Source organism: Plantibacter sp., from assembly GCF_059073635.1.
Genome location: NZ_JCACOF010000007.1, coordinates 89822 through 111975, shown reverse-complemented (window position 1 = coordinate 111975; position 22154 = coordinate 89822). Strand labels below are relative to the sequence as shown.

The window sequence follows — 22154 nt, the reverse complement described above, 5'->3', positions numbered from 1 at the left end:
CACCGGAGGACCCCGTGGACACGCCTGCGCGGTCCGGGTCAGCCGACCGAAGACCGCCAGGCGGCGTGCATCGCGGCGAACCGACCCGTCCCGCCGATGAGCTCCGCGGGCGCGCCGTCCTCGATCACCCGGCCATGCTCCATCACGAGCACCCGGTCGGCGATCGCGACGGTCGACAACCGGTGCGCGATGATGATCGCGGTACGGTCCGCGAGCAGGGTCTGCAGCGCCTCCTGGACGAGTCGCTCGCTCGGGATGTCGAGCGAAGCGGTCGCTTCATCGAGGATCAGCACGGCCGGATCCGCGAGGAACGCCCGTGCGAACGACAGGAGCTGCCGCTGGCCGGCCGAGACCCGACCACCGCGCTTGTTCACGTCGGTGTCGTAGCCGTTCGGCAGCGCCTCGATGAAGGTGTGCGCGCCGACGGCCTTCGCTGCGGCGGTGATCTCCTCGATCGTCGCGTCGGGCTTGCCCAACGCGATGTTGTCGGCGACCGAGCCGGAGAACAGGTACGCCTCCTGCGTCACCATGACGATCGCCCGACGGAGGTCCTTCGGGTGCAGGTCGCGCAGGTCGATGCCGTCGAGGCGCACCGCACCGTCGGTCGGGTCGTAGAACCGACTGATGAGCTTCGCGAGCGTCGATTTGCCCGCACCGGTCGTGCCGACGAGCGCGATGGTCTGCCCTGCGGGGATCTCGAGGTCGAACTTCGGGAGCACCACCCGGTCGGCGGCGTACGCGAACGTCACGTCGTCGAAGGTGATCCGTCCCTGCGACGTCCACAGGTCGACCGGCGCGACCGGGTCGGGCACCCCGGGACGCTCCTCGAGCACGCCGGAGATCTTCTCGAGTGCCGCCGCGGCCGACTGGTAGGAGTTGTAGAACATCGCCATCTCCTCCATCGGGTCGAAGAACCGGCGCGTGTAGAGGAGCGCCGCGAGCAGCGCTCCGATCGCGAGCTGTCCGTCCGCGACGCGGAACCCGCCGACGAGGAGCACCACGGCGACGGAGACGTTGCCGATGAACACCAGTCCGGGATCGAACACCCCGAACAGCTGGATGACCCGGGCGTTGGTGTCGCGGTACTGCTCCACGAGCTCGCCGAACGCGCGCTCGTTCCGCCGCTCCTTCCGGAACGCCTTCACGGCGCGGATGCCGGTCATCGCCTCCACGAAGAACACGATGAGCTTCGCCGACCGGACCCGCGACTCGCGGAACATCCGCTGCGAGCGGAGCTGGAACCAGCGCGTGAGCACGAACAGCGGGATGAGCGACCCGAGCAGCACCAGCCCGCTGACCCAGTCCACGAGGACGAGGGCCACGGCCGTGAACCCCATGTACAGCACGCCGGACACGAGCTGGTTGATGCCGGAGTCGAGCAGCTCGCGGATGGAGTCGAGGTCGCTCGTCTGCCGGGAGATGATGCGACCCGAGGTGTAGCTCTCATGGAAGTCGAGGCTGAGCCGCTGTGTCTGCAGGAACACGCGCTTCCGCAGGTCGATCAGGATCGCCTGGCTGATCCGAGCGGCGAGCACGGTGTACCAGGAGATCAGCGTCGCACCGGCGGCGCCGGTCAGCAGGTACGCGCCGACCACGAGGAAGGCCGGCATCCAGTCGGCGCGTTCCAGGACGGCCGGGAGGGCCCGGTCGATGCCGATGGCGATCAGCGCGGGCCCGGCGACCTGGGCGGCGGTCGACACCACGACGATGGTCATGGCGGCGATCACGCGCAGGCGCAGGGGCGCGAGCAGCGATCCGAGCAGGCGCAGCGAACGGCGCCGGATGTGCGCGGACTCGTCACGGGTGAGGTCGTCGCGCTCCTCACCCTCCACTCCGTGGACGGTCGTCGGCGGGGTCACAGGTTCACCTCCTGGCGGTTGGACTCTCGTTCGTCGTCTTCCAGACTCGAGATCACGTAGCGGTAATGGGCGTTGTGCTGCAACAGCTCACTGTGGCGACCCACGGCGGTGATGCGACCGTCCTCCAGGAGGGCGACGCGGTCCGCCAGGGTGACGGTGCTCGGCCGGTGGGCGACGATCAGGGCCGTGGTGGAGGCGAGCACTCGGCGGAGTGCCGCCTCGACGAGCGCCTCGGTGTCGACGTCGAGCGCCGACAACGGATCGTCCAGCACGAGCACCTCCGGCCGCGCGGCCACCGCACGCGCGAGTGCGAGCCGCTGACGCTGCCCACCGGACAGGCTGAGCCCCTCTTCACCGACCAACGTCTCCACACCGTTCGGCAGTTCGTCGACGAACCCGGCCTGGGCGATGTCGAGCGCCTCGTGCAGGATCCGATCGGCCTCCGCGGAGTCGAGGTCGATGTCGTCCCGCCCGAGGAGGACGTTCTCCTTGACACTCGCCGAGAAGAGGGTCGCATCCTCGAACGCCATGGCGATGTGCCGGCGCAGGTCCTCCCGGGTGAGCGCGCGGATGTCGACCCCGTCGAGCAGGATCCGCCCGCCCGTGACGTCGTACAGGCGGGTGGTCAGTGCCGTGATGGTCGACTTCCCGGAGCCCGTCAGACCGACGAGTGCCATGGTCTCCCCCGGCTCGAGCCGGAGGTCGACGCCGTTCACCACGTCCGCGTAGCGGTCGGGTGCGTCCTGGTAGCGGAAGTGCACGTCCTCGAACACGAGCTCACCACGCGGTTCACGGATGCGCTCGGGGTGTTCGGGGTCGGTGATCGTGTTGACCGAGTCGATGACCTCGAAATACCGGTCGGTCGCCGTACGGGTGTCGAAGGTCATCGCGAGCAGGAAGCCGATCGACTCGATCGGGAACCGCAGGATCGTGGCCGTCGCGAAGAAGGCGAACAGCTGACCGACGGTGAGTTCGCCGATCGACGCGAGCCAGACCCCCGCCAACAGGCAGAGCGCGAAGGCGACGTCGGGCAACAGGACCAGCCAGAACCAGATCCCCGCGATGGCCTTCGCCTTCTCGATCTCGGTGCCCCGCAGGTCCTCGGCGCGCGACGCGAAGCTCCGCAGGGCGTGCTTGCCTCGACCGAACGCCTTGAGCACCCGGATGCCGTGGACGGACTCCTCGACGGCGGTCGCCAGGTCACCGGCCTGGTCCTGGCTGCGCCGGGCGATCACCGAGTACCGCCCCTCGAAGGTGAACCCGAACACCCACACGGGGATGGCGAGCGCGATGAAGATGAGTCCGAGCAGCCAGTTCCAGGTGAACAGGATGACCGCACCGATGACGATCGTGACACCGTTGACGATCAGGAGCACGAAGCCGAACGAGATCCACCGGCGGATGAGTCCGAGGTCGCTGACGGCGCGCGAGAGCAGCTGCCCGCTCTGCCAGCGGTCGTGGAAGGTCACGGGGAGGTCCTGCAGCTTGGCGAACAGCGCATTGCGCATCCGCGCCTCGACGTGCGTCCCAGGAGTCAGGACGAACCAGCGGCGCAGCGCGATCATGACCGCCTCGAGGACACCGAGCGCGAGGACCACGAGCACCGCCGGCCAGATCTGCGAGGAGTCGCCGGTCGAGAGCGGGCCGTCGACGAGGGCCTGCAGCACGAGCGGGATCGCGAGCGCCACCAGGCCGGCGACGAGCGCGGCGACCATGCCGAGCACGATCCGCGGCATGGCCGTCTTCGCGAACGGGTAGATCCGCATCAGGGCACGGAAGGTGCTCTGACGCGGTTGGACAGGACGGCGTTCATCGCCGAGCGGAGTCATTGCGAGGATTCCTTGCGAGAGTGTCGGTGACGTCGATCACCGACGGAATGATGGTCGTGGAACGGCCGGACGGCGAGGTCGCTGTGCGAGGTCGCAGCATCCGGTGACGGGCCCGGACGAGGCCGGACGGATGGTGAGGTGGACTGCCTGGCGCTCGTGCTAAGCGTCGGCGTCCGCTGCGGCGTCGCGTCCGGCTGGCGCCGGGACGGCCACCGGGCGGCGGCTCGAGGCGGAGCGTGCACGATCGACCGTCGGCGCGAGCGCGGTGTGGTTCGAGAGCGTCATGGCATCCTCCTCATCCTGTGGGGCGAGAGCCGCGGGCCGGGTGCACAGGTCGCACTCGAACGCGGACGGCGACCGATCACGGTGAACGAGGTTCGGCGCAGCAGACCAGACTATGGGAATCGGCCGTCGGGCTGCAAGGGATCCATGCGGTTGCACGCACCGGACCGGGTGCGCTCGTCGTCAGGAGGTCGGTTCGTCGACGATGCCGACGAAGGCTCCGATGCCGTCGACCTCGCGCCGACGGGCGCCCTCAGGCACCGGAGGCAGCTCGTCGGCGCCGTGCCAGGAGCAGCTCACCATCGAGAACTCCGGCCACCACTTCTTCGGGCGGAGCGTCTCACTGGTGCCGCAGATCGTGCACCGCAACTCCACCCAGACCGGCCGTTTCCCGGTCCGGTTCGCGCGTGACTGCACGTACCAGGCCGGCGGGTCGGCCAGGAACGCCGCCAACTGGTCCGTCGACCAGAACGGCGGGATCCCGTGGTGCCTGGCCATCTCGAGCGGGATGTCCAGTCGCTGCGCGACGGTCCTCCGGCTCAGATCCCGACCCCCGCGCGCTCCAGCCTGCTGCTCCACGATCGACTCAGCTGACCCGCACGGACAGGCAGGTCACGCAGCCCTCGAGCTTCTCGAACTCGCTGATGTCCACCTGGACCACGGTGTAGCCGCGGTCCTCGAGCAGCGCAGCCGTCTTGGGAGCGGCTGCGGAGATGAGCACGGTGTCCTCCGCGAGTTCGACCACCGCGACGCCCTCGCGCTCGGGCACGACGAGGTGGCGACCGAAGAAGGACGGGTCCTCGACGAGGTCGGGGTGGACGAGCACGGTCCCGTCGGGGAGCGCGGTGACGGTCGACTTCAGGTGGAGGGCGGTCGTGACGGGGACCGCCACGACGTCGAACCCGAGCGGCGCGAGGATGGCTCGGAGCTGCCGGACGCCTTCGGCGTTGGTGCGGCCGCTGCGACCGACGTAGACGGTCGTGCCGACCCGGAGGACGTCGCCGCCCTCGAGGGTGCCTTCGCCCTCGATGCGGTGGATCCGGAGGCCGAGCTCACGGGCGGTGGTCTCGGCTGCGACGACCTCGGGGCGACGGCTCTCGGCGCCCGGTCGGGTCACCACGGCGACGTCGCCGATCACGATGACGGCGTCCTCGATGAAGACGGAGTCGGCGAGCTGGTCGGCCCAGGAGACCTCGGTGGTGTCCCAGCCGGCGGCGTCGAACGCTGCGACGTACGCGTCCCACTGCTTGTCGGCGAGTTCGGTGTCGATCGGCGTGCGCTCCAGGTGCGTCACGAGGCCTTCAGCAAGGTTGGAGGCGGGCATCCGCACGAGTGCGATGCGGCGTCCGTCGTCGAGCACGGCGTCCTGCGTGCGGACGACCATCCAGTACACGGGGTATCCGATGAAGGCCGCGGAGAGCGCGACGACGACCACGAAGACGAGGTTGAGGCTGATGAGCGTCGCGACGATGCTGCCGAGCACGGTGCTGTCGATGGGCTGCCCCGTCGTCGCCACCTGGACGATGAGCCCGAGGAGCGCTCCGATGACGGCGAGGGCGGCGCCGCCCAGCAGGGCGAGGAGTCGGTACCGGTAGAGGCCGACGACGCCCACGATCAGCAGCAGCACGAAGGTGATGATCGTGCTCTCGAAGAAGTACGGACTCGCCTGGGCGAAGATCGTCCCGGCGAACTGGTAGCCGACGAACGTGACGAACATGACCCCCAGGAAGCCCACGACGATGGTCGCGACGGCGGCGGCGGCGGATGCGATGAGCTTGCGGCTCCAGGTGGCAGTCATTCGACAACCGTAGCTCAACGACACAGCGGCGTCGGGCCACGAGGGTCCGACGCCGCTGGGAGATCACCACGAGCCTGCCCAGAACCCCCACAGGGGCGGGCGGCACGGCCTAGTGGAAGAAGTGACGCTCCCCCGTGAAGTACATGGTCACGCCGGCGGCTTCGGCCGCAGCGATGACCTCTTCGTCGCGGACGGAACCACCGGGCTGCACGACCGCGCGCACGCCGGCGTCGAGCAGGACCTGCAGGCCGTCGGCGAACGGGAAGAAGGCGTCCGAGGCCGCGACGGAACCCGCGGCACGGTCACCGGCTCGGCTCACGGCGAGGTGGCAGGAGTCGACGCGGTTGACCTGACCCATGCCGACGCCCACGCTCGCGCTCCCCTTGGCGAGCAGGATGCCGTTGGACTTCACCGAGCGGCACGCCTTCCACGCGAAGATGAGGTCGAGCAGGGTGTCGTCGTCGGCGGGTTCGCCAGTGACGAGCGTCCAGCCCTTGGCGGTGTCCTGGGGGTCGTCGGCGAAGCGGTCCGCGTCCTGGTAGAGCAGGCCACCGGAGATCTGCCGGACCTCGCGGTCCTCGCGCACGAAGTCCTCCGGCAGCTGCAGGAGCCGCAGGTTCTTCTTCGTCTTGAGCACCTCGAGCGCGGCGTCCTCGAAGCCCGGGGCGACGAGCACCTCGGTGAAGATCTCCTTGACCGTCTCGGCCATGCCGAGGGTCACGACGCGGTTGGCCGCGATGACGCCGCCGAAGGCGGAGACCGGGTCGCACTCGTGCGCCCGACGGTGGGCCGAGGCGATCGGGTCGGGTGCCTTCGGGTTCGCGAAGGCGATACCGCACGGGTTCGCGTGCTTGATGATCGCGACGGCGGGGTTGGCGAAGTCGTAGGCCGCGCGGACTGCCGCGTCGGCGTCGACGTAGTTGTTGTACGACATCTCCTTGCCGTGCAACTGCGTCGCCTGGGCGATCCCGGCACCGCCCGGACGGACGTACAGCGCCGCGGCCTGGTGCGAGTTCTCGCCGTAGCGCAGCACCGCCTCGCGACGACCGGTGACGGTCAGCGTGCTGGGGAAGGCCTCGGCTGCGGTCGTCTCCGTGCTCGCGAACCACGCGGACACAGCCGCGTCGTAGGAGGCGGTGTGGTCGAAGGCCTGCGCGGCGAGCGAGCGACGCTGCGCGAGCGTGGTGCCGCCGGCGGCGACGGCCTCGGTGATCAGCCCGTAGCGCTCGGGAGAGACCACGATCGCGACGTTGGCGTGGTTCTTCGCCGAGGCGCGCACCATCGCCGGTCCACCGATGTCGATCTGCTCGACGACGTCGTCACCGGCTGCGCCGCTCGCGACCGTCTCGACGAAGGGGTACAGGTTCACGACGACGAGCTGGAACGGCTCGATGCCGAGCTCGGCGAGCTGGGCCTCGTGGGATTCGAGCCGCAGGTCGGCGAGGAGTCCGGCGTGCACCGAGGGGTGCAGGGTCTTGACCCGACCGTCGAGCGACTCGGGGAATCCGGTGACCTCGGACACATCGGTCACCGTGTGGCCCGCACCGCGGATGGTCGCCGCGGTGGACCCGGTGGAGACGATCTCGACGCCCGCTGCGGCGAGTGCGCCGGCGAGCTCGAGCAGCCCGGTCTTGTCGCTGACCGAGATCAGCGCCCGGCGGACGGGGACGAGGTCGCGTTCGCGGTAGAGGCTGTGGTCGTGGCTGGGACCGCTCATGACTGGGGTGCTCCTTCTGCTGGCGGGCGGGACGCCGTGGAGAGCGCCTCGAGGTCGATGGTTCCGGTGGCGAGGTCGCGGACGGCCTGGACGAGGAGTCGACGCTCCACCGGCTTGATCCGCTCGTGGAGGCTGTGCTCCGTGTCTTCGGGCAGGACGGGGACGCGCTCCTGCGAGATGATCGGTCCCGCGTCGACGCCGTTGTCGACGACGATGATCGATGCCCCGGTCTGCGAGGCGCCTGCCGCCAGGGCGTCCCGGACGCCGTGCGCACCCGGGAACTCGGGGAGGTACGCGGGGTGCGTGTTGATGATGCGCGGCGAGAGGGCGTCGACGACGACGGGCGGCAGGAGGCGCATGAGGCCGCTGAGGACGAGGACGTCCGGGTTCCAGACCCGGATCTGTTCGAGGAGGGCCGCGCCCCATTCCGCCCGCGAGTCGAAGGACGAGTAGGGGACGGTGAACGACGGGATGCCGAACTCCTCAGCGTGGGCGAGGCCGTCAGCCTCCCGATCGGCACCGACGGCGATGACGCGAGCGGGGAAATCCGCGTCGCGTGAGGCTTCGAGGAGGGCGCGGAGATTGGATCCGCCACCGGAGATCAGCACGACGAGTGACAGCACCAGAGCATCCTATCGGTCGCGGGCACCCCGGCCGCTCGGCTGGGCGTGCAGCTCCGGGAGGCGGTCCTCCTCGGCGAGATGCGTCGGACCGGCCGCCATGCCGACCACGGCCGCGATCCCGACCGTCAGCGTGGTCCACAGGCCCGTCGCCCAACCGTTCGGGCCGACCTCGATGAGGCGGCCTGGGCCTGCCGCGCCCGCCGAGAGGGCGGCGAGGACACCGACGATGATGCCCGCTGTGACCCCGACGCCGAGACCGACGACCGCCAGCCGTGCGAGCCCGCCACGCCCGTCGAGGTCGACGAGCAGACGACGGCGCAGCACCACGGCAGCGGCGAATCCGATGACGACCGGGACCACGAGGACCGCGAAACCGAGTGGGCTCTCCCCCGTCGGGATGGCGCCGAGGACCGGCACGGCCGGCATGGGCCCGACGAGCGTGCCGATCGGCGAGATCGCCGTGCCGCTCCCGATGGCGAAGCCCGCGCCGGTGATCCAGCTCATGGCCCAGATCACGAGGTTCGGCAGGTACAGGAGTTCGGCGCCGGTGACGATGGCACCGCCCAGGACGCCGAACTGCGCGCTCTCATGCAGGGAGATGATGGCGCCGTAGCCGACGGCGATGAGGATGGCGGTCAGGACCGCGGAGACCGCCACGAGTCCGGTGGCGGCGAGTGCTCCACCACGCAGCGCCGCGACGACCATCGACCAGGTCCCGTCCGGCATCCGGTCCCGCATCGCGCGGAGTCCGTCGAGGATCGGATCGGCCGCGTCCTGCTCTCGGAACCGGACCCACAGCGCGGCGACCACGACCCCGCCTGCGAAGCGCACGGTCGGCGCGAGGGTCCCCTGGACGATCGAGGGACGCACCGCCGGGTGGAGGGCGGTGAGGGTCACGAGGAACGAGAGCAGGGCGAACACGAGCACCGACAGCACGACGGCACCCTGCCACCAGGTGCTGCGTGCCGCGCGGGCCCCGGTGCGCAGGCCGAACAGGACCGTGCCGATCGTGAAGGCGAGGGGCGCCAGGGAGACGAGGAACGGTTCCATCCCGGCAGGCAGGCCGAGCTGCGTGACGAGGGCCGTGTCGAGGGTGATGCGCATGCTCGAGCCGTTGCCGAGCGCCCAGATGTCGACGGCCCCCCGCCAGAGCGCGGCGGGGTCGACGTCCAACTGGAAGTGCAGGGCCCACAGGGCGAGGAGTGGGACGAGTGCGACACCGATGCCGATGGCCACGGCGAGGGTGGCATCGAGGGCGGCGAGGAGGGCGACGGTCAGACGGTTCATGCGCCTTCGACCCTACCTGGAGCCGCGCGTGCGGACGGTCAGGCACACGGCGTGCGTGGGCCGAAACGCCACGACGCGACGCCCGATCCGGGCGTCGCGTCGTGGTCGCAGTCGAGCTGCGGGTGTTACAGCGAGGCGATGATCTCGCGCATGAGGTCGGCGGTCTCGCTCGGCGTCTTGCCGACCTTGACGCCGGCGGCCTCGAGGGCCTCCTTCTTCGCCTGCGCGGTACCTGCGGAGCCCGAGACGATCGCGCCGGCGTGGCCCATCGTCTTGCCCTCGGGCGCGGTGAAGCCCGCGACGTAGCCGACGACCGGCTTCGTGACGTTCGCCTTGATGAAGTCGGCCGCGCGCTCCTCGGCGTCGCCACCGATCTCGCCGATCATGACGATGGCCTTGGTCTCGGGGTCGGCCTCGAACGCGGCGAGCGCGTCGATGTGCGTCGTGCCGATGATCGGGTCGCCGCCGATGCCGATCGCCGTCGAGAAGCCGATCTCGCGCAGCTCGTACATCATCTGGTACGTGAGGGTGCCCGACTTCGACACGAGGCCGATCGGTCCCTTGCCGGCGATGTTCGCGGGCGTGATGCCCACGAGCGACTCCCCCGGCGTGATGATGCCGGGGCAGTTCGGGCCGATGATGCGGGTCTTCGAGCCCTTCGACTGGGCGTAGGCCCAGAACTCGGCGGAGTCGCCGACCGGCACACCCTCGGTGATGATGACGAGCAGCGGGATCTCGGCGTCGATGGCCTCGATGACCGCGTCCTTGGTGAATGCCGGGGGCACGAAGGCGATCGACACGTCTGCGCCGGTCTCCTTGATGGCCTCGGCGACCGTGCCGAACACGGGCAGCTCGACGCCGCCGTCGTGGGTCACGGTCGTGCCGGCCTTGCGGGCGTTCACGCCACCGACCACCTGGGTGCCGGCCTTCAGCATGAGCGCCGTGTGCTTGGTGCCCTCGCCGCCGGTGATGCCCTGGACGATGACCTTGGAGTCCTTGTTGAGGAAGATTGACATGCTTGTGCGATCCCTTACTTCGAAGCCAGCTCGGCGGCCTTGTCGGCGCCTTCGTCCATGGTTGCGGCGAGCGTGATGAGCGGGTGCGCGGCGGCGGCGAGGATCTCGCGGCCCTCCGCGACCTTGTTGCCGTCGAGGCGGACCACGAGCGGCTTCGTCGCTGCGTCACCGAGGATCTCGAGCGCCTTCACGATGCCGTTCGCGACGGCGTCGCAGGCGGTGATGCCACCGAAGACGTTGACGAACACGCTCTTCACCTGGGCGTCGCCGAGGATGACGTCGAGGCCTGCTGCCATGACCTCGGCCGAGGCGCCGCCGCCGATGTCGAGGAAGTTGGCCGGCTTCACGCCGCCGTGCTGCTCGCCCGCGTAGGCGACGACGTCGAGCGTGGACATGACGAGCCCAGCGCCGTTGCCGATGATGCCGACCTCGCCGTCGAGCTTGACGTAGTTGAGGTCGTTCTCCTTGGCCTTGAGCTCCAGGGGGTCCTCGGCTGCGGTGTCTTCGAGTTCGGCGTGGTTCGGGTGACGGAAGGCGGCGTTCTCGTCGAGCGAGACCTTGCCGTCGAGGGCGACGATGCGCCCCTCCTCCGTGAGGACGAGCGGGTTGACCTCGACGAGCGTCGCGTCCTCGCCCTTGTAGACGTCGTAGAGCTTCACGAAGACGTCGGAGACCTGGTCGACGAGCTCCTCGGGGAAGTTCGCAGCCTTCGCGATCTCGACCGCGGCCGCCTTGTCGACACCGGTGAGCGGGTTCACCTCGATGCGCGCGAGCGCCTCGGGCTTCTCGACCGCGAGCTGCTCGATCTCCATGCCGCCCTCGACGCTCGTGAGCGACAGGTAGGACCGGTTGGCGCGGTCGAGCAGCACCGAGAAGTAGAACTCCTGGGCGATGCGTGCGCCGGCCGCGACCATCACGCGCTTGACGACGTGACCCTTGATGTCGAGTCCGAGGATGGCCTTCGCCGCCTCGTAGGCCTCGTCGGGGGTCTTGGCGACCTTGACGCCGCCGGCCTTGCCGCGGCCTCCGACCTTCACCTGCGCCTTGACGACGACCACGCCGCCGAGACGCTCGGCCGCGGCCCGCACCTCGTCCGGGGTGTCGGCGATGATGCCGGCGAGGACCGGCACCTCGTACTGCTCGAACAGGTCTCGTGCCTGATACTCGTAAAGATCCACGTGTCATTCCCATCCGCGCTTCGCGCGTTCTGCTGTGATTGTCGTGGCGATTTTCGGCCGCGCGTTATCTCGGCGGCGAGAGAAAAAGGGCCAGTGACGACTCTACCCCCAGCGCTGCGCCGCAACCGGACGTTCGCAGTGAACGACTAAGGTCGGGTCCATGACCGGCATGGCGGACCTCGCTCGCGAGGGCATCCTCGTCGCCGGCGCCGGGCGGGCCATCCTGCTGCAGATCGCGGACCCCTCGGTCGCCGCCGGGGTGGCCCGGCACAGCGACTTCGGTTCCCGTCCGCTCGACCGGCTGCACGCCACCCTCACCTTCGTCTACGCGCTCGCCCTCGGCACGCCGGACGAGCAGCGCAGCGCGGCCCGGCGGGTGAACCACGCCCACGCGACCGGTCCGCAGCCCGGCCGGGCGAGGCCGCTCCCGGGTACTCGGCCTTCGACCACGACGCGCAACTCTGGGTCGCGGCCACGCTGTACGACACCGCCGTCCAGGTCTACGAGCTCGTGTTCGGCCCGCTCGACGAGGAGTCGCGGGAGCGCCTGCACCGTGAGTACGCGATCGTGGGGACGAGCCTGCAGCTCCCGCCCGACCGTTGGCCTCCGACCCGGGCCGCGTTCGACGAGTACTTCGCAGCCCGGGTCGCGGGACTCCACGTCACCGCGGAGGCGCGCGCGCGTCTCGATCGAGCTCCTGACCGCTCGCGCGGCGCCGCTCCCCGTCCGGTGCCTGCTCCCGCTCGTCCGGCTCGTGACGGCGGGACTGCTGCCCGACGGCCTGCGGAGCGCCTACGGGTTCCGTTGGACGCCGCGGCAGCAGCGTCGCTTCGCGCGGCGGGTCGCCGTCGCGCGGGCCGTCTGGCCGCGTCTTCCGCAGCGACTGCGCGCGGCACCCTCCGCCTGGTACCTCCGGGCGATGCGAGAGCGCGATCGCACGGAGGCGGCCCGCCACCTCGGCTGACGACGTTCCAGCACCGCCCTCCACAGCCCATTGGCGGAGCCGTCCCGTCCACATTCGGATTCCCGCCCGGCTGACCGAGGTGCCGTGGTTCGCACGATGGGGGCATGACAACACACCACCTCCCCCAGACCGGCCGCCTCCTCGGCGGCAGACCGCGGATCCTCCGGCTCCTGGCAGCCGTCCCGATCCTGCTCACGCTCGTCCTCGGCATCGTCCTCGGCGGCGCGACCGCATCCTCCGCACTGACCGCCACCGGCGCCGCCTACGGTCACCGCGACGCGTCGAACGGCCGCTGGCTCGGCTCGTGGGCCTTCGACGACGGGACGGTCGGGTTCTGCATCAACCTCGACCTCCCGATCCCGCCGGGTCACGCCTACGAGCACGTCGACGGATCATCGCTCGGGTGGTTCACCCCCGAGGACGCCGCCCGCCTGGCCTACCTGTCGCGGCACTGGGGCGCCAGCCAGGACGCCGACGAGGCAGCTGCGGGCCAGCTCGCCACCTGGATCATCACCGGCCTGAACGGGTGGACGCCGGCGCAGATCGCCGCTCGGGCAGGAGCGAGCGCCGACCGCGTGCTCTCCCGGGCCCATCAGATGCTCGCCGAGGCCGACGGTCCCGGCGGCGCGAGTCGGGGAGCGAGCGCCACCATGTCCATCGAACGCGGCGAGGACGGATTCGACCTCGTCCGAACCGAACTCGCCGTCGACTTCATCTCCTCCGGCGTCACCACCCTGCCACCGGGCACCCACACCGGGACGGTCACCCTCGACGGCGCGACCTTCGAGGACGGCACGTCCGAGCGGGCCGTCGGGAACGGTGAGAGCCTGCGGATCCTGCCGAGCACCGATGCCGCGGTCGTGGCCTTCTCAGCGAACGCCACGTTCGGTGAGCTGCCCTACGGGGCCGGCCTCACGATCGCTCGGAGCGCCGCCAACGTGCAGAGCGTCCTCATCGCCCGCCCCATCACGGTCGCCGCCGGAGCGAGCGCCGACCGCGAGCGTCCCACTCCACTCCCCTTCCAGCCGGTCGTCGTCACCACCACCTCGCACGCGACGGCGACACCGGGAACCGAGGTCACCGACCGGCTGTCGGTCGGGATCGCTACCGACACCGGCCTCGCAGCGGAGTGGGGCCTCATCGGGCCGGAGGGCGGACCGTACACGCCGATCCCGGTGACCGTCCGAAGCCAGTTGCTCGGTCCGTTCGCGGAGCGCCCGGTCGAGGCACCGGAGGTCCCGCTCGGAGCACCGGTGGTCTGCGAGGTCGAGACGCTCGTGGATGCAGGCCCCGGCGAGTACACGACGCCGTCCTGCGTCCTCCCCGAGGACGGCTACTACGTCTGGGTCGAACGCATCGAGCCGAGCGACACCCTGCCGGAGAACGGCGGCACGATGATCCGCCCCTGGCGATCCGCCTTCGGGGTCGCCTCGGAGATCACCCTCGCCTCGACGCCGACCGTGCCCGAAGCGCGCCTCGCCGAGACCGGCGCCGACGACCGCTCCCTGCTCCTCGCCGGCACTGCGGCGATCGGAGCGCTCGCGCTCGGCGGCATCCTGCTCGCTCTCCGTCGGCGGATCACTCCGAGTGGAGCGGGTGCGGCGCTCAGCGCACGTCGAGGAGGGGTGCGAGCTGGGCGCGGTCGACGTCCAGCCACGGCGCCGCAGGGTTCACGATGATCCCGGTGATGCCCTCGTCGCTGCGGAGCGCGGCCGCGAGTTCCGCTGCGGTGACCGGGTACGCGTCATCCCCTCGTCCCAGTGCGGCGATCTCGATGGGCGAGGTGAAGACCTCCAGCAGTCGACGGTCGCCGAGGCGGGTCTCCGCGATGCCGACGGTCTTGCGGTTACCGTCCTCGTCGACCTCGGCGCGACCGGCTACGAACCCGCCGTGCGCGGCGAGTGCGGCGACCAGCCGCTGGAGGGCATCGGGTTCTCGCGGCTGGGCGAGCGCCTGCTTCGCGAGGTCGTTGTTCCGGCCGTCCCCGAACAGACGCACGATCAGCGTCTTCGGGACGACCGCACTCGCCTTGCCGTCGGCGGGGTTCAGGACGATGCCGGCGTACCCGTCGCCGGTCGCCTGACGGAGTGCCCAGACGGCGTCCACCGCGACCCCGGTGACCGGCCCGTCCGCCGTCCGCGTCTTCTCGAGCTCACGCGACGAGGTGAAGGCGAGGAGGTAGACGGCGCCCTCCGGGTCGCGGTGGACGCCGAGCGGGATGCGCCCGGCAGCCTTGTCCTCCTCCGAGACACCGTCGAGGCTCGTGGACAACAGCAGCTTGCCCTGGATGCTCTGGCGCAGGACGTGCATCATCGCGCGCTCGTCACCGCCTTCGGCCAGAGCGGTAAGCGCCTGAGCGAGGTCGACGTTGGAGTCAGGCTCGACGGGAGCGGGCGCCCGGGCCGGCGCCGGGGCCGCAGCAGGCACGGAGACAGGCGCCTCCGGTGTCCGAGCGGCTGCGTTGACCGTCGTGACCGAGATCGACACCTGCGGCACGGTCTCCGGGGCTTCCGCGGCCGGATCCACCTCATCCTCAGGTGCCGATGTCTCGGCCTCCACGGCTGCAGATCGGGCATCGGACGCGTTGCGCTTGGAGAACAGACCCATGATGCATCAGCCTAGATGCTGGATTCCGCTCAGGGAACCGGCCGGACCGACGGTGCGCGCCTCAGCGCAGTCAGTCGAGCTTCTCGATGGGCGCGATCTTGATCAGCAGCTTCTTCGCTCCGGCTGACTCGAACTGGACATGGGCGATGCGCTTCGCGCCTTCACCGGTCACCGCGTTCACCCGGCCCGGTCCGAAGTCGGCGTGGGAGATGCGGTCGCCGGGAACGAGCTCGAGGTCGCCGTTGTCGCGGACCTTCGCGGTGATGCGATTGGCCCAGGCCGTCTCCGGCTTGCTCGAACCGCCGGAGAACCGCGTGTCGCCCGCGGAGGCGCCCTCGGGGAGCGAGCGGACCGACCAGCGGTCGCTCGAGGGGGCACGGCGGGCGTTCAGGGCACGCGACTGCGTGCCACCACGACCGTTGACGTTGCCGGGCGACTGACGCCACTCGATCAGTTCGGCCGGGATCTCCTGCAGGTAGCGGCTGGGCATGGCGACGGCCGTCTCGCCGTACTGGGCACGCGTCATCGCCAGCGAGAGGTACAGGCGCTTGCGGGCGCGGGTGATGCCGACGTAGAACAGGCGTCGCTCCTCGGCCGGGCCGCCCGGCTCGTTCGCCGACATCCGGTGCGGGAGGAGGTCCTCCTCGATGCCCGTCAGGAAGACCGCGTCGTACTCGAGGCCCTTCGCCGTGTGCAGGGTCATGAGCGACACGCTGCCCGTCGCGTCGTCGAGGTCGTCGGCCGCGGCGACGAGCGAGACCTCCGTCAGGAAGTCGACGATGCCGCCGTCGGGGTTGTTCTTGGCGAACTCCTTGGTGACGGCGATGAGCTCGTCGACGTTCTCGGCGCGTGCCTCATCCTGCGGGTCGCGACTGTTGCGCAGCGAGTCGAGGTAGCCGCTCTTCGTCATGAGGAGCGACAGGACGTCGCCGACGGCGGTCGCGGACGCCGTCGGGCGGTCGGCCGCGGCGGCGTCGTCGAGCGCGGCCTGCGCTTCGTCGAGGAGCGCCGACAGCTGCAGGATCGCGCTCGTGACCTTCGGCCCGAGCCCGAGGGCGTCGGCGCGCCGCATGGCCTCGCGGAAGGTGACGCCGTTGTTCTCGGCGAAGCTCGCGAGTGCCGTCTCCGTCGCCGGCCCGATGCCACGCTTGGGCGTGTTCAGGATGCGCCGCAGCGCCATGATGTCGGCCGGGTTCGCGACCGACACGAGGTAGGCGAGGGCGTCCTTGATCTCGGCGCGTTCGTAGAACTTGGTGCCGCCCATGATCCGGTACGGGAGGGCCGCACGGATGAAGATCTCCTCGAGCGCACGCGTTTGGGCGTTCGTCCGGTAGAACACCGCGATGTCGCTGTAGGCCGTGCCCGCGTTCCGGAGCTTCTCGATCTCGTCGGCGATGAACTGCGCCTCGTCGTGGCCGGAGTACCCGGTGAAGCCGACGATCTTCTCCCCGTCGCCGACGGCCGTCCAGAGCTTCTTGTCCTTGCGGTCGAAGTTGTTGGAGATGACCGCGTTCGCCGCCGAGAGGATGTTCTGCGTGGAGCGGTAGTTCTGCTCGAGCAGCACCACCTTGGCACCCGGGAAGTCGCGCTCGAACTCGGTGATGTTCCGGATGTCGGCCCCGCGGAACGCGTAGATCGACTGGTCCGAGTCACCGACGACGGTGAGCGAGGCACCCTCGGTGCGGGTGGTGGCGAGCTGATCCGTGCCGGCCTCGGGCGCGCGGGTGAGCTCCCGGATGAGCGAGTACTGGGCGTGGTTGGTGTCCTGGTACTCGTCGACGAGGATGTGGCGGAACCGCTGCTGGTACTGCGCCGCGACGTGCGGGAACGCCCGGAAGAGGAACACCGTCTGGCTGATGAGGTCGTCGAAGTCGAAGGCGTTCGCGTCGGCCAGCGCGCGCGTGTACTTCCGGAAGACCTGCAGGAACACGAGTTCCTGCGGGTCGTTCGTGTTGATCGTGCGGGAGTACGACTCGACGTCCGACAGCTCGTTCTTGAGCTTCGAGATCTTCGCCGAGGTGTTCGACGGCGTGAAGCCGTATGCGTCGGCCTCGAGCTCCTTGATGATGCGCTTCAGGAGGGCACGTTGGTCGCCGCTGTCGTAGATCGTGAAGTTCTTGGTGAAGCCGAAGTGCTCGGCCTCGCGGCGGAGGATGCGGACGCAGGCGGAGTGGAAGGTGGAGATCCACATGCCCTGCGCGGCCTGGCCGACGAGCGCCTGCACCCGCTCGCGCATCTCGGCGGCGGCCTTGTTGGTGAACGTGATCGCCAGGATCTGGCTCGGCCAGGCCTCCCGCTGCTCGAGCAGCAGCGCAACGCGGCGGGTGAGCACACTCGTCTTGCCGGACCCGGCACCGGCGACGATGAGCAGGGCCTGGCCCCGGTACTCCACCGCGATCCGTTGCTGCGGGTTGAGCCCCTCCAGCAGCCGACTCCCGCCGGCACGCTCGTCGGAGGACGACTCGGGAACGGTTGCCGTGGGCCAGCCGACGATCACCGGTTGCACGGCGTCGGCGTTCGAAGAAGGAGAGCTCGCCATATCGCCTGCAAGTCTAGGCGCTGCCTCCGACATCGCTCGGCCGAGCACCGCCGTCGCGGTGATCCGCACGGTCGCCGGCCGCCGACCGCGCGGCGACACCGAGGTCGGCCTGGTCGACGAAGCAGCCGTCGACCCCTGAGGAGAGCACCAGGACGAACTCCTCGAGCCAGCGGCCGACCGCCGCCGGATCGGACCCGTCCCGGAAGGGTGGCGCGAGGAACCGGTTCTCGGGGCGGAGCGTCCAGGTGTAGACGCGCAGGCCCACCGCGTGGGCGCGCTCCACGAGGTCCGTCGGGTGGGCGCCGTCGTCGTCGCCCAGGTCGATGAGCATCGCCTTGTCCACACTGATGGCGTCGACCTCGAGGGCGAGCGCCGCGAGTCCGGCGTCGGTCATCGCGTCGGCGTAGGACGGGGCCGAATCCCCCAGCCGGGCGACGAGATCGCTCGGCCTGCCGGACCGCTCGATGAGGTACACGAACTCCGCCTGCACCCGACGGGCCTGCAACGCCATGAGGACCGACTGCTCGAACGACTCGATGATGAGCGGCTCGGCATCGGGATCGGTGCCGAAGCCCAGGGCGGCGAGCTCCTCGGCCAGGAGCCGATCGAGCGGGAGGCCGATCGACGCGAAGTAGTCGGCGTGCTTCACCTCGGCCACGATGCCGACGGGTCGTCGGTGCGCTTCGGCCGCGCTGCGCACGACCGCGACGAGGTCGGCGAACCGCAGGATGCCCTCGGTGCCGTCGAATCCCGCACTCACCGTCCGTACCTCGGGGATCCGCTCACGTGCGGTCAGGGTCGACAGCTCGGCCCAGGTGAAGTCCTCGGTGAACCACCCGGTCAGCTCGTGGCCGTCGACGCGCTTCGTCGTCCGCCGGTCGGCGAACTCCGCTCGGGCGGCGACGTCGGTCGTCCCGGAGATCTCGTTCTCGTGTCGGACCACGAGGACGCCGTCCTTCGACGCGACGAGATCGGGCTCGACGGCGTCCGCACCGAGCGCGACGGCCAAGCGGTAGGAGGACTCGGTGTGCTCCGGGCGGTAACCGGGAGCCCCGCGGTGTCCGATGACGAGCGGGTTGGGCAGGGAGTCGATGCGCACGCCATCAGCCTAGGACGACGCTCCGGCGTGCGCGCAGGGTGCCGGCTGTCAGCCCGCCGCGAACATCGGCGTCCGTTCGGGGTTTTCCACGCGCGACCCGGCTGATTCAAAGGGAACTCGGATACTCTGGGTGTCAGCAGCGCCGCTTGGCGCGACACAGCCTCCACGACTGAGAGTAGGAATCAGCCATGGCCCTCGACAATCCCGCGTTCTCGAAGAACCCGGCATTCGCGAAGCAGGGAGGCGGGACGCTGCAGGCAGCTCAAGCAGCGAACCCCTCGCTGACCGCCGAACAGCTCCGCAAGATGTACGAGCAGCCCACCGCACCGGCGGGCGTCGGCACCGCCGACCGCATGACGATCGAGAACACGCTCGTCAAGACCCTCGGCTCGTTCGCCGTCCTCGTCGTGTTCGCCGTCATCTCCTGGATGTGGACGACCTCCCTCCTGCAGGCAGGCAGCGGCTACGCCCTCCCCATGATCATCGGCATGATCGGTGGCCTCGGCCTCGGTCTCGTCAACTCCTTCAAGAAGGAGCCGGTCCCGGCGCTCATCCTCGGGTACGCGGTCTTCCAGGGACTCTTCGTCGGCGGCATCTCGCGCGTCTTCGAGGCGAACCCGGCCTGGTCCGGCGTCGTCGTCCAGGCGGTCCTCGCGACCCTCGCCGTCGTCGGCGTGACCCTCGCCCTCTTCGCCAGCGGCAAGGTCCGCGCCTCGAAGAAGCTGACCAAGGTCTTCCTCGTCGCCATCATCGGCTACGGCGTCTTCCAGCTCCTCAACCTCGTGCTCATGTTCACGGGCGTGCTGAACAACCCGTTCGGCCTCTACGGCGCGACGATCTTCGGCATCCCGCTCGGGATCGTCATCGGCATCTTCGCGGTGCTGATGGGTGCGTACTCGCTGGTGCTCGACTTCGACTTCATCCAGCGTGGCGTGCAGAACCGCGCTCCCGCCAAGTACGGCTGGACCGGCGCCTTCGGCATCATGGTCACGGTCATCTGGATCTACGTCGAGATCCTGCGTCTGCTGGCCATCTCCCGCAACTAGGAGCGCACGTACTGCAAGGCCCGTCCCGTTCGCGGGGCGGGCCTTCGTCGTCCGAGGAACCCGCCGGTCGAGGTACTGCCCTTCGACAGGCTCAGGGACCGAACCCCTCGGACCGAGGCACCATCCCCGGTCCCTGAGCCACCCACCCCGGTCCCTGAGCCACCCCACCGCGGTCCCTGAGCTTGTCGAAGGGCGCGGACGACGGAAGGCCGCCCCGCGAACGGGACGGCCTTCCGATGGCTCAGGGAGCGATCACTCCCACTCGATGGTCCCCGGTGGCTTCGACGTGACGTCGAGCACGACGCGGTTGACGTCCTTCACCTCGTTGGTGATGCGGTTGCTGATGCGCGCGAGGACGTCGTACGGCAGGCGGGTCCAGTCGGCGGTCATGGCGTCTTCAGACGAGACCGGTCGCAGCACGATCGGGTGGCCGTAGGTGCGGCCGTCGCCCTGCACGCCCACGGAACGGACGTCCGCCAGCAGGACCACGGGGCACTGCCAGATCTCCTGGTCGAGCCCGGCCGCGGTCAGTTCCTCGCGGACGATCGCGTCGGCGTCGCGGAGGAGGTCGAGACGCTCGGCCGTGACCTCACCGACGATGCGGATACCGAGTCCGGGACCGGGGAACGGCTGACGGCCGACGATCTCCTCCGGGAGGCCCAGCTCGCGGCCGATCGCCCGGACCTCGTCCTTGAACAGGGTGCGCAGGGGCTCGACGAGTTCGAACTGGAGGTCTTCCGGCAGGCCGCCGACGTTGTGGTGGCTCTTGATGTTGGCCGTACCGGATCCGCCGCCGGACTCGACGACGTCGGGGTACAGCGTGCCCTGGACGAGGAAGCGGATGGGCTCACCCTCGCTCTGGGCCTCCTTCACGAGGTCGATCTCGGCCTGTTCGAAGGACCGGATGAACTCGCGGCCGATGATCTTGCGCTTCTGCTCCGGGTCGCTGACGCCGGCGAGCGCCGACAGGAACTGCTCGCGGGCGTCGACCGTGACCAGCCGGACACCGGTCGAGGCGACGAAGTCCTCCTCGACCTGGCGTCGCTCGTCCTTCCGGAGCAGGCCGTGGTCGACGAAGATGCAGACGAGCTGGTCGCCGACGGCCTTGTGCACGAGCGCCGCGGCGACGGCCGAGTCGACACCGCCGGAGAGTCCGCAGATGACCTTGGCGTCGCCCACCTGGGCGCGGATGCGGTCGACCTGTTCGGCGATGACGTTGCCGCTGTTCCAGTCGGCCGGGATGCCCGCCGCCCGGTGGAGGAAGTTCTCGAGCACCTGCTGGCCGTAAGCGGAGTGCTTGACCTCGGGGTGCCACTGGACGCCGTAGAGGCCGCGTTCCGCGTTCGCGAAGGCGGCGACCGGGGTCGAGGCGGTCGAGGCGAGGACCTCGAAGCCCTCGGGGGCCTTGGAGACGGAGTCGCCGTGGCTCATCCAGACGTTCTGCTCGGTCGGGACGCCGTGCAGGAGGGTGCCAGGGACGTCGACGACGCTGGTCGCGTCGGTGGCGCCGTACTCCCGGAGACCGGTGTGCGCGACCTCTCCACCGAGCTGCTTGGCCATGACCTGGAAGCCGTAGCAGATGCCGAACGTCGGGACGCCGAGCTCGAGGATGCCCTCGTCGAGCGACGGGGCGCCCGGCTCGTACACGCTGGACGGGCCACCGGACAAGACGATCCCGACGGGGTTCTTGGCGGCGACCTCGGCGGCGGACACGGTGTGCGGCACGATCTCGGAGTACACGCCGGCTTCGCGGACGCGACGCGCGATCAGCTGCGCGTACTGCGCACCGAAGTCGACGACGAGGACCGGTCGGGCGGCGGTCTGCTCCGCTGCGGCTGCGGGGGTGGTTTCACTCACTGCATGGACTCCACGGGTTCGGCGGCCGCTGCTGCTTCGCGGCCGGAGAGGTAGCCCTTCACTTCCCGCGGGATGCGGCTCTCGAAGAAGAAGGACAGGAACGGGATGATGCCGCCGAGCGCGAGCCAGAGCAGACGCAGGACGTTCCACCGCATGAGGCTCCAGAGCCGGAACGCGGCGAACAGGTACACGACGTAGAACCAGCCGTGGATGATGAGGATGCCCGTGCTGAGGTTGACCGCGGTGGCGGTGCCGGAGGGCACGAAGGCGAGGAAGCCGTAAGCACCGCCGAGCTCGAGCTCGAGGCCGAACGCGTACTTCATGAGCATCTCGGCGCAGAGCGACAGGAGCAGCACACCGGTGATGGGGGCGGCCACCTGGTAGAACTTCAGCGCGCCTCGGATCGCGGGAAACGTCGACGGTTTCGGCTGGAGGGGCATGCCCCCATCTTAC

18 protein-coding genes are annotated in these 22154 nt (G+C 69.9%); 3 read left to right on the top strand and 15 right to left on the bottom strand.

From position 1 onward, the window contains the following. Positions 1 to 38: 38 nt before the first annotated feature. The 10 genes from AC5JOC_RS05755 to sucC all read right to left on the bottom strand — a co-directional run bounded on the left by AC5JOC_RS05755 (position 39) and on the right by sucC (position 11589). Positions 39 to 1859, bottom strand: a complete 1821-nt coding sequence (locus tag AC5JOC_RS05755) for an ABC transporter ATP-binding protein (protein WP_192004692.1) — start codon at positions 1857 to 1859, stop codon at positions 39 to 41. Continuing rightward, on the bottom strand, positions 1856 to 3688 hold the full coding sequence (locus AC5JOC_RS05750; protein ID WP_426737200.1) for an ABC transporter ATP-binding protein: 1833 nt from the start codon (positions 3686 to 3688) through the stop codon (positions 1856 to 1858). Before AC5JOC_RS05750 ends, AC5JOC_RS05755 begins: the two co-directional genes overlap by 4 nt. A 159-nt stretch (positions 3689 to 3847) precedes the next feature. Continuing rightward, positions 3848 to 3973 carry a hypothetical protein gene (locus AC5JOC_RS05745; RefSeq protein ID WP_256377204.1) on the bottom strand — a complete coding sequence of 42 codons (126 nt, stop codon included), beginning with the start codon at positions 3971 to 3973 and terminating at the stop codon, positions 3848 to 3850. Between the two features lie 180 nt (positions 3974 to 4153). After that, a complete protein-coding gene (locus AC5JOC_RS05740; protein ID WP_159880207.1) occupies positions 4154 to 4468 on the bottom strand; it encodes a hypothetical protein in 315 nt (104 codons plus the stop codon). Between the two features lie 88 nt (positions 4469 to 4556). After that, the gene (ddaH, locus tag AC5JOC_RS05735) at positions 4557 to 5768 is read right to left on the bottom strand and encodes a dimethylargininase (RefSeq protein ID WP_159877999.1); all 1212 of its coding nucleotides are present in this window, start codon (positions 5766 to 5768) and stop codon (positions 4557 to 4559) included. A gap of 109 nt (positions 5769 to 5877) precedes the next feature. Beyond that, positions 5878 to 7485 carry a bifunctional phosphoribosylaminoimidazolecarboxamide formyltransferase/IMP cyclohydrolase gene (gene purH, locus AC5JOC_RS05730; protein ID WP_159877997.1) on the bottom strand — a complete coding sequence of 536 codons (1608 nt, stop codon included), beginning with the start codon at positions 7483 to 7485 and terminating at the stop codon, positions 5878 to 5880. Beyond that, positions 7482 to 8108, bottom strand: a complete 627-nt coding sequence (purN, locus tag AC5JOC_RS05725; RefSeq protein WP_085510275.1) for a phosphoribosylglycinamide formyltransferase — start codon at positions 8106 to 8108, stop codon at positions 7482 to 7484. Before purN ends, purH begins: the two co-directional genes overlap by 4 nt. Positions 8109 to 8117: 9 nt before the next feature. Next, positions 8118 to 9395, bottom strand: coding sequence for a cell division protein PerM (locus tag AC5JOC_RS05720; protein ID WP_124768843.1), 1278 nt, complete (start codon positions 9393 to 9395; stop codon positions 8118 to 8120). Positions 9396 to 9520: 125 nt separating this feature from the next. Continuing rightward, positions 9521 to 10411 carry a succinate--CoA ligase subunit alpha gene (gene sucD / locus AC5JOC_RS05715; RefSeq protein ID WP_064296653.1) on the bottom strand — a complete coding sequence of 297 codons (891 nt, stop codon included), beginning with the start codon at positions 10409 to 10411 and terminating at the stop codon, positions 9521 to 9523. Positions 10412 to 10425: 14 nt separating this feature from the next. Further along, entirely contained in the window at positions 10426 to 11589 is a 1164-nt protein-coding gene (sucC, locus tag AC5JOC_RS05710; protein WP_124768842.1) for an ADP-forming succinate--CoA ligase subunit beta, read from the bottom strand. Between the two features lie 160 nt (positions 11590 to 11749). Here sucC and AC5JOC_RS05705 point away from each other — a divergent pair, with 160 nt between their 5' ends. Both AC5JOC_RS05705 and AC5JOC_RS05700 read left to right on the top strand, forming a co-directional pair. Next, positions 11750 to 12553: an oxygenase MpaB family protein gene (locus AC5JOC_RS05705; RefSeq protein WP_494245728.1), complete on the top strand. Its 804-nt coding sequence runs from the start codon at positions 11750 to 11752 to the stop codon at positions 12551 to 12553. Positions 12554 to 12657: 104 nt separating this feature from the next. Next, complete coding sequence (locus tag AC5JOC_RS05700; RefSeq protein ID WP_494245727.1) at positions 12658 to 14232, top strand: hypothetical protein; 1575 nt, start codon at positions 12658 to 12660, stop codon at positions 14230 to 14232. Here the strand turns inward: AC5JOC_RS05700 and AC5JOC_RS05695 are convergent. The 3 genes from AC5JOC_RS05695 to AC5JOC_RS05685 all read right to left on the bottom strand — a co-directional run bounded on the left by AC5JOC_RS05695 (position 14159) and on the right by AC5JOC_RS05685 (position 18792). Then, a complete protein-coding gene (locus tag AC5JOC_RS05695) occupies positions 14159 to 15160 on the bottom strand; it encodes an SseB family protein (RefSeq protein WP_139382416.1) in 1002 nt (333 codons plus the stop codon). The genes AC5JOC_RS05700 and AC5JOC_RS05695 overlap by 74 nt on opposite strands. A gap of 70 nt (positions 15161 to 15230) precedes the next feature. Further along, positions 15231 to 17699 (bottom strand): ATP-dependent helicase, encoded by a 2469-nt coding sequence (locus tag AC5JOC_RS05690; protein ID WP_079705283.1) that lies wholly within the window; start codon positions 17697 to 17699, stop codon positions 15231 to 15233. 13 nt (positions 17700 to 17712) lie between these two features. Continuing rightward, positions 17713 to 18792, bottom strand: coding sequence for a glycerophosphodiester phosphodiesterase family protein (locus AC5JOC_RS05685; RefSeq protein ID WP_494245925.1), 1080 nt, complete (start codon positions 18790 to 18792; stop codon positions 17713 to 17715). Between the two features lie 194 nt (positions 18793 to 18986). Here AC5JOC_RS05685 and AC5JOC_RS05680 point away from each other — a divergent pair, with 194 nt between their 5' ends. Then, positions 18987 to 19844 (top strand): Bax inhibitor-1/YccA family protein, encoded by an 858-nt coding sequence (locus AC5JOC_RS05680; RefSeq protein WP_064296659.1) that lies wholly within the window; start codon positions 18987 to 18989, stop codon positions 19842 to 19844. Positions 19845 to 20096: 252 nt separating this feature from the next. On the opposite strand, the gene guaA is transcribed toward AC5JOC_RS05680, so the two are convergent. Both guaA and AC5JOC_RS05670 read right to left on the bottom strand, forming a co-directional pair. Continuing rightward, positions 20097 to 21701, bottom strand: coding sequence for a glutamine-hydrolyzing GMP synthase (gene guaA, locus AC5JOC_RS05675; protein WP_124768837.1), 1605 nt, complete (start codon positions 21699 to 21701; stop codon positions 20097 to 20099). Further along, positions 21698 to 22141: a DUF3817 domain-containing protein gene (locus AC5JOC_RS05670; RefSeq protein WP_056778703.1), complete on the bottom strand. Its 444-nt coding sequence runs from the start codon at positions 22139 to 22141 to the stop codon at positions 21698 to 21700. Before AC5JOC_RS05670 ends, guaA begins: the two co-directional genes overlap by 4 nt. Positions 22142 to 22154: the final 13 nt, after the last annotated feature.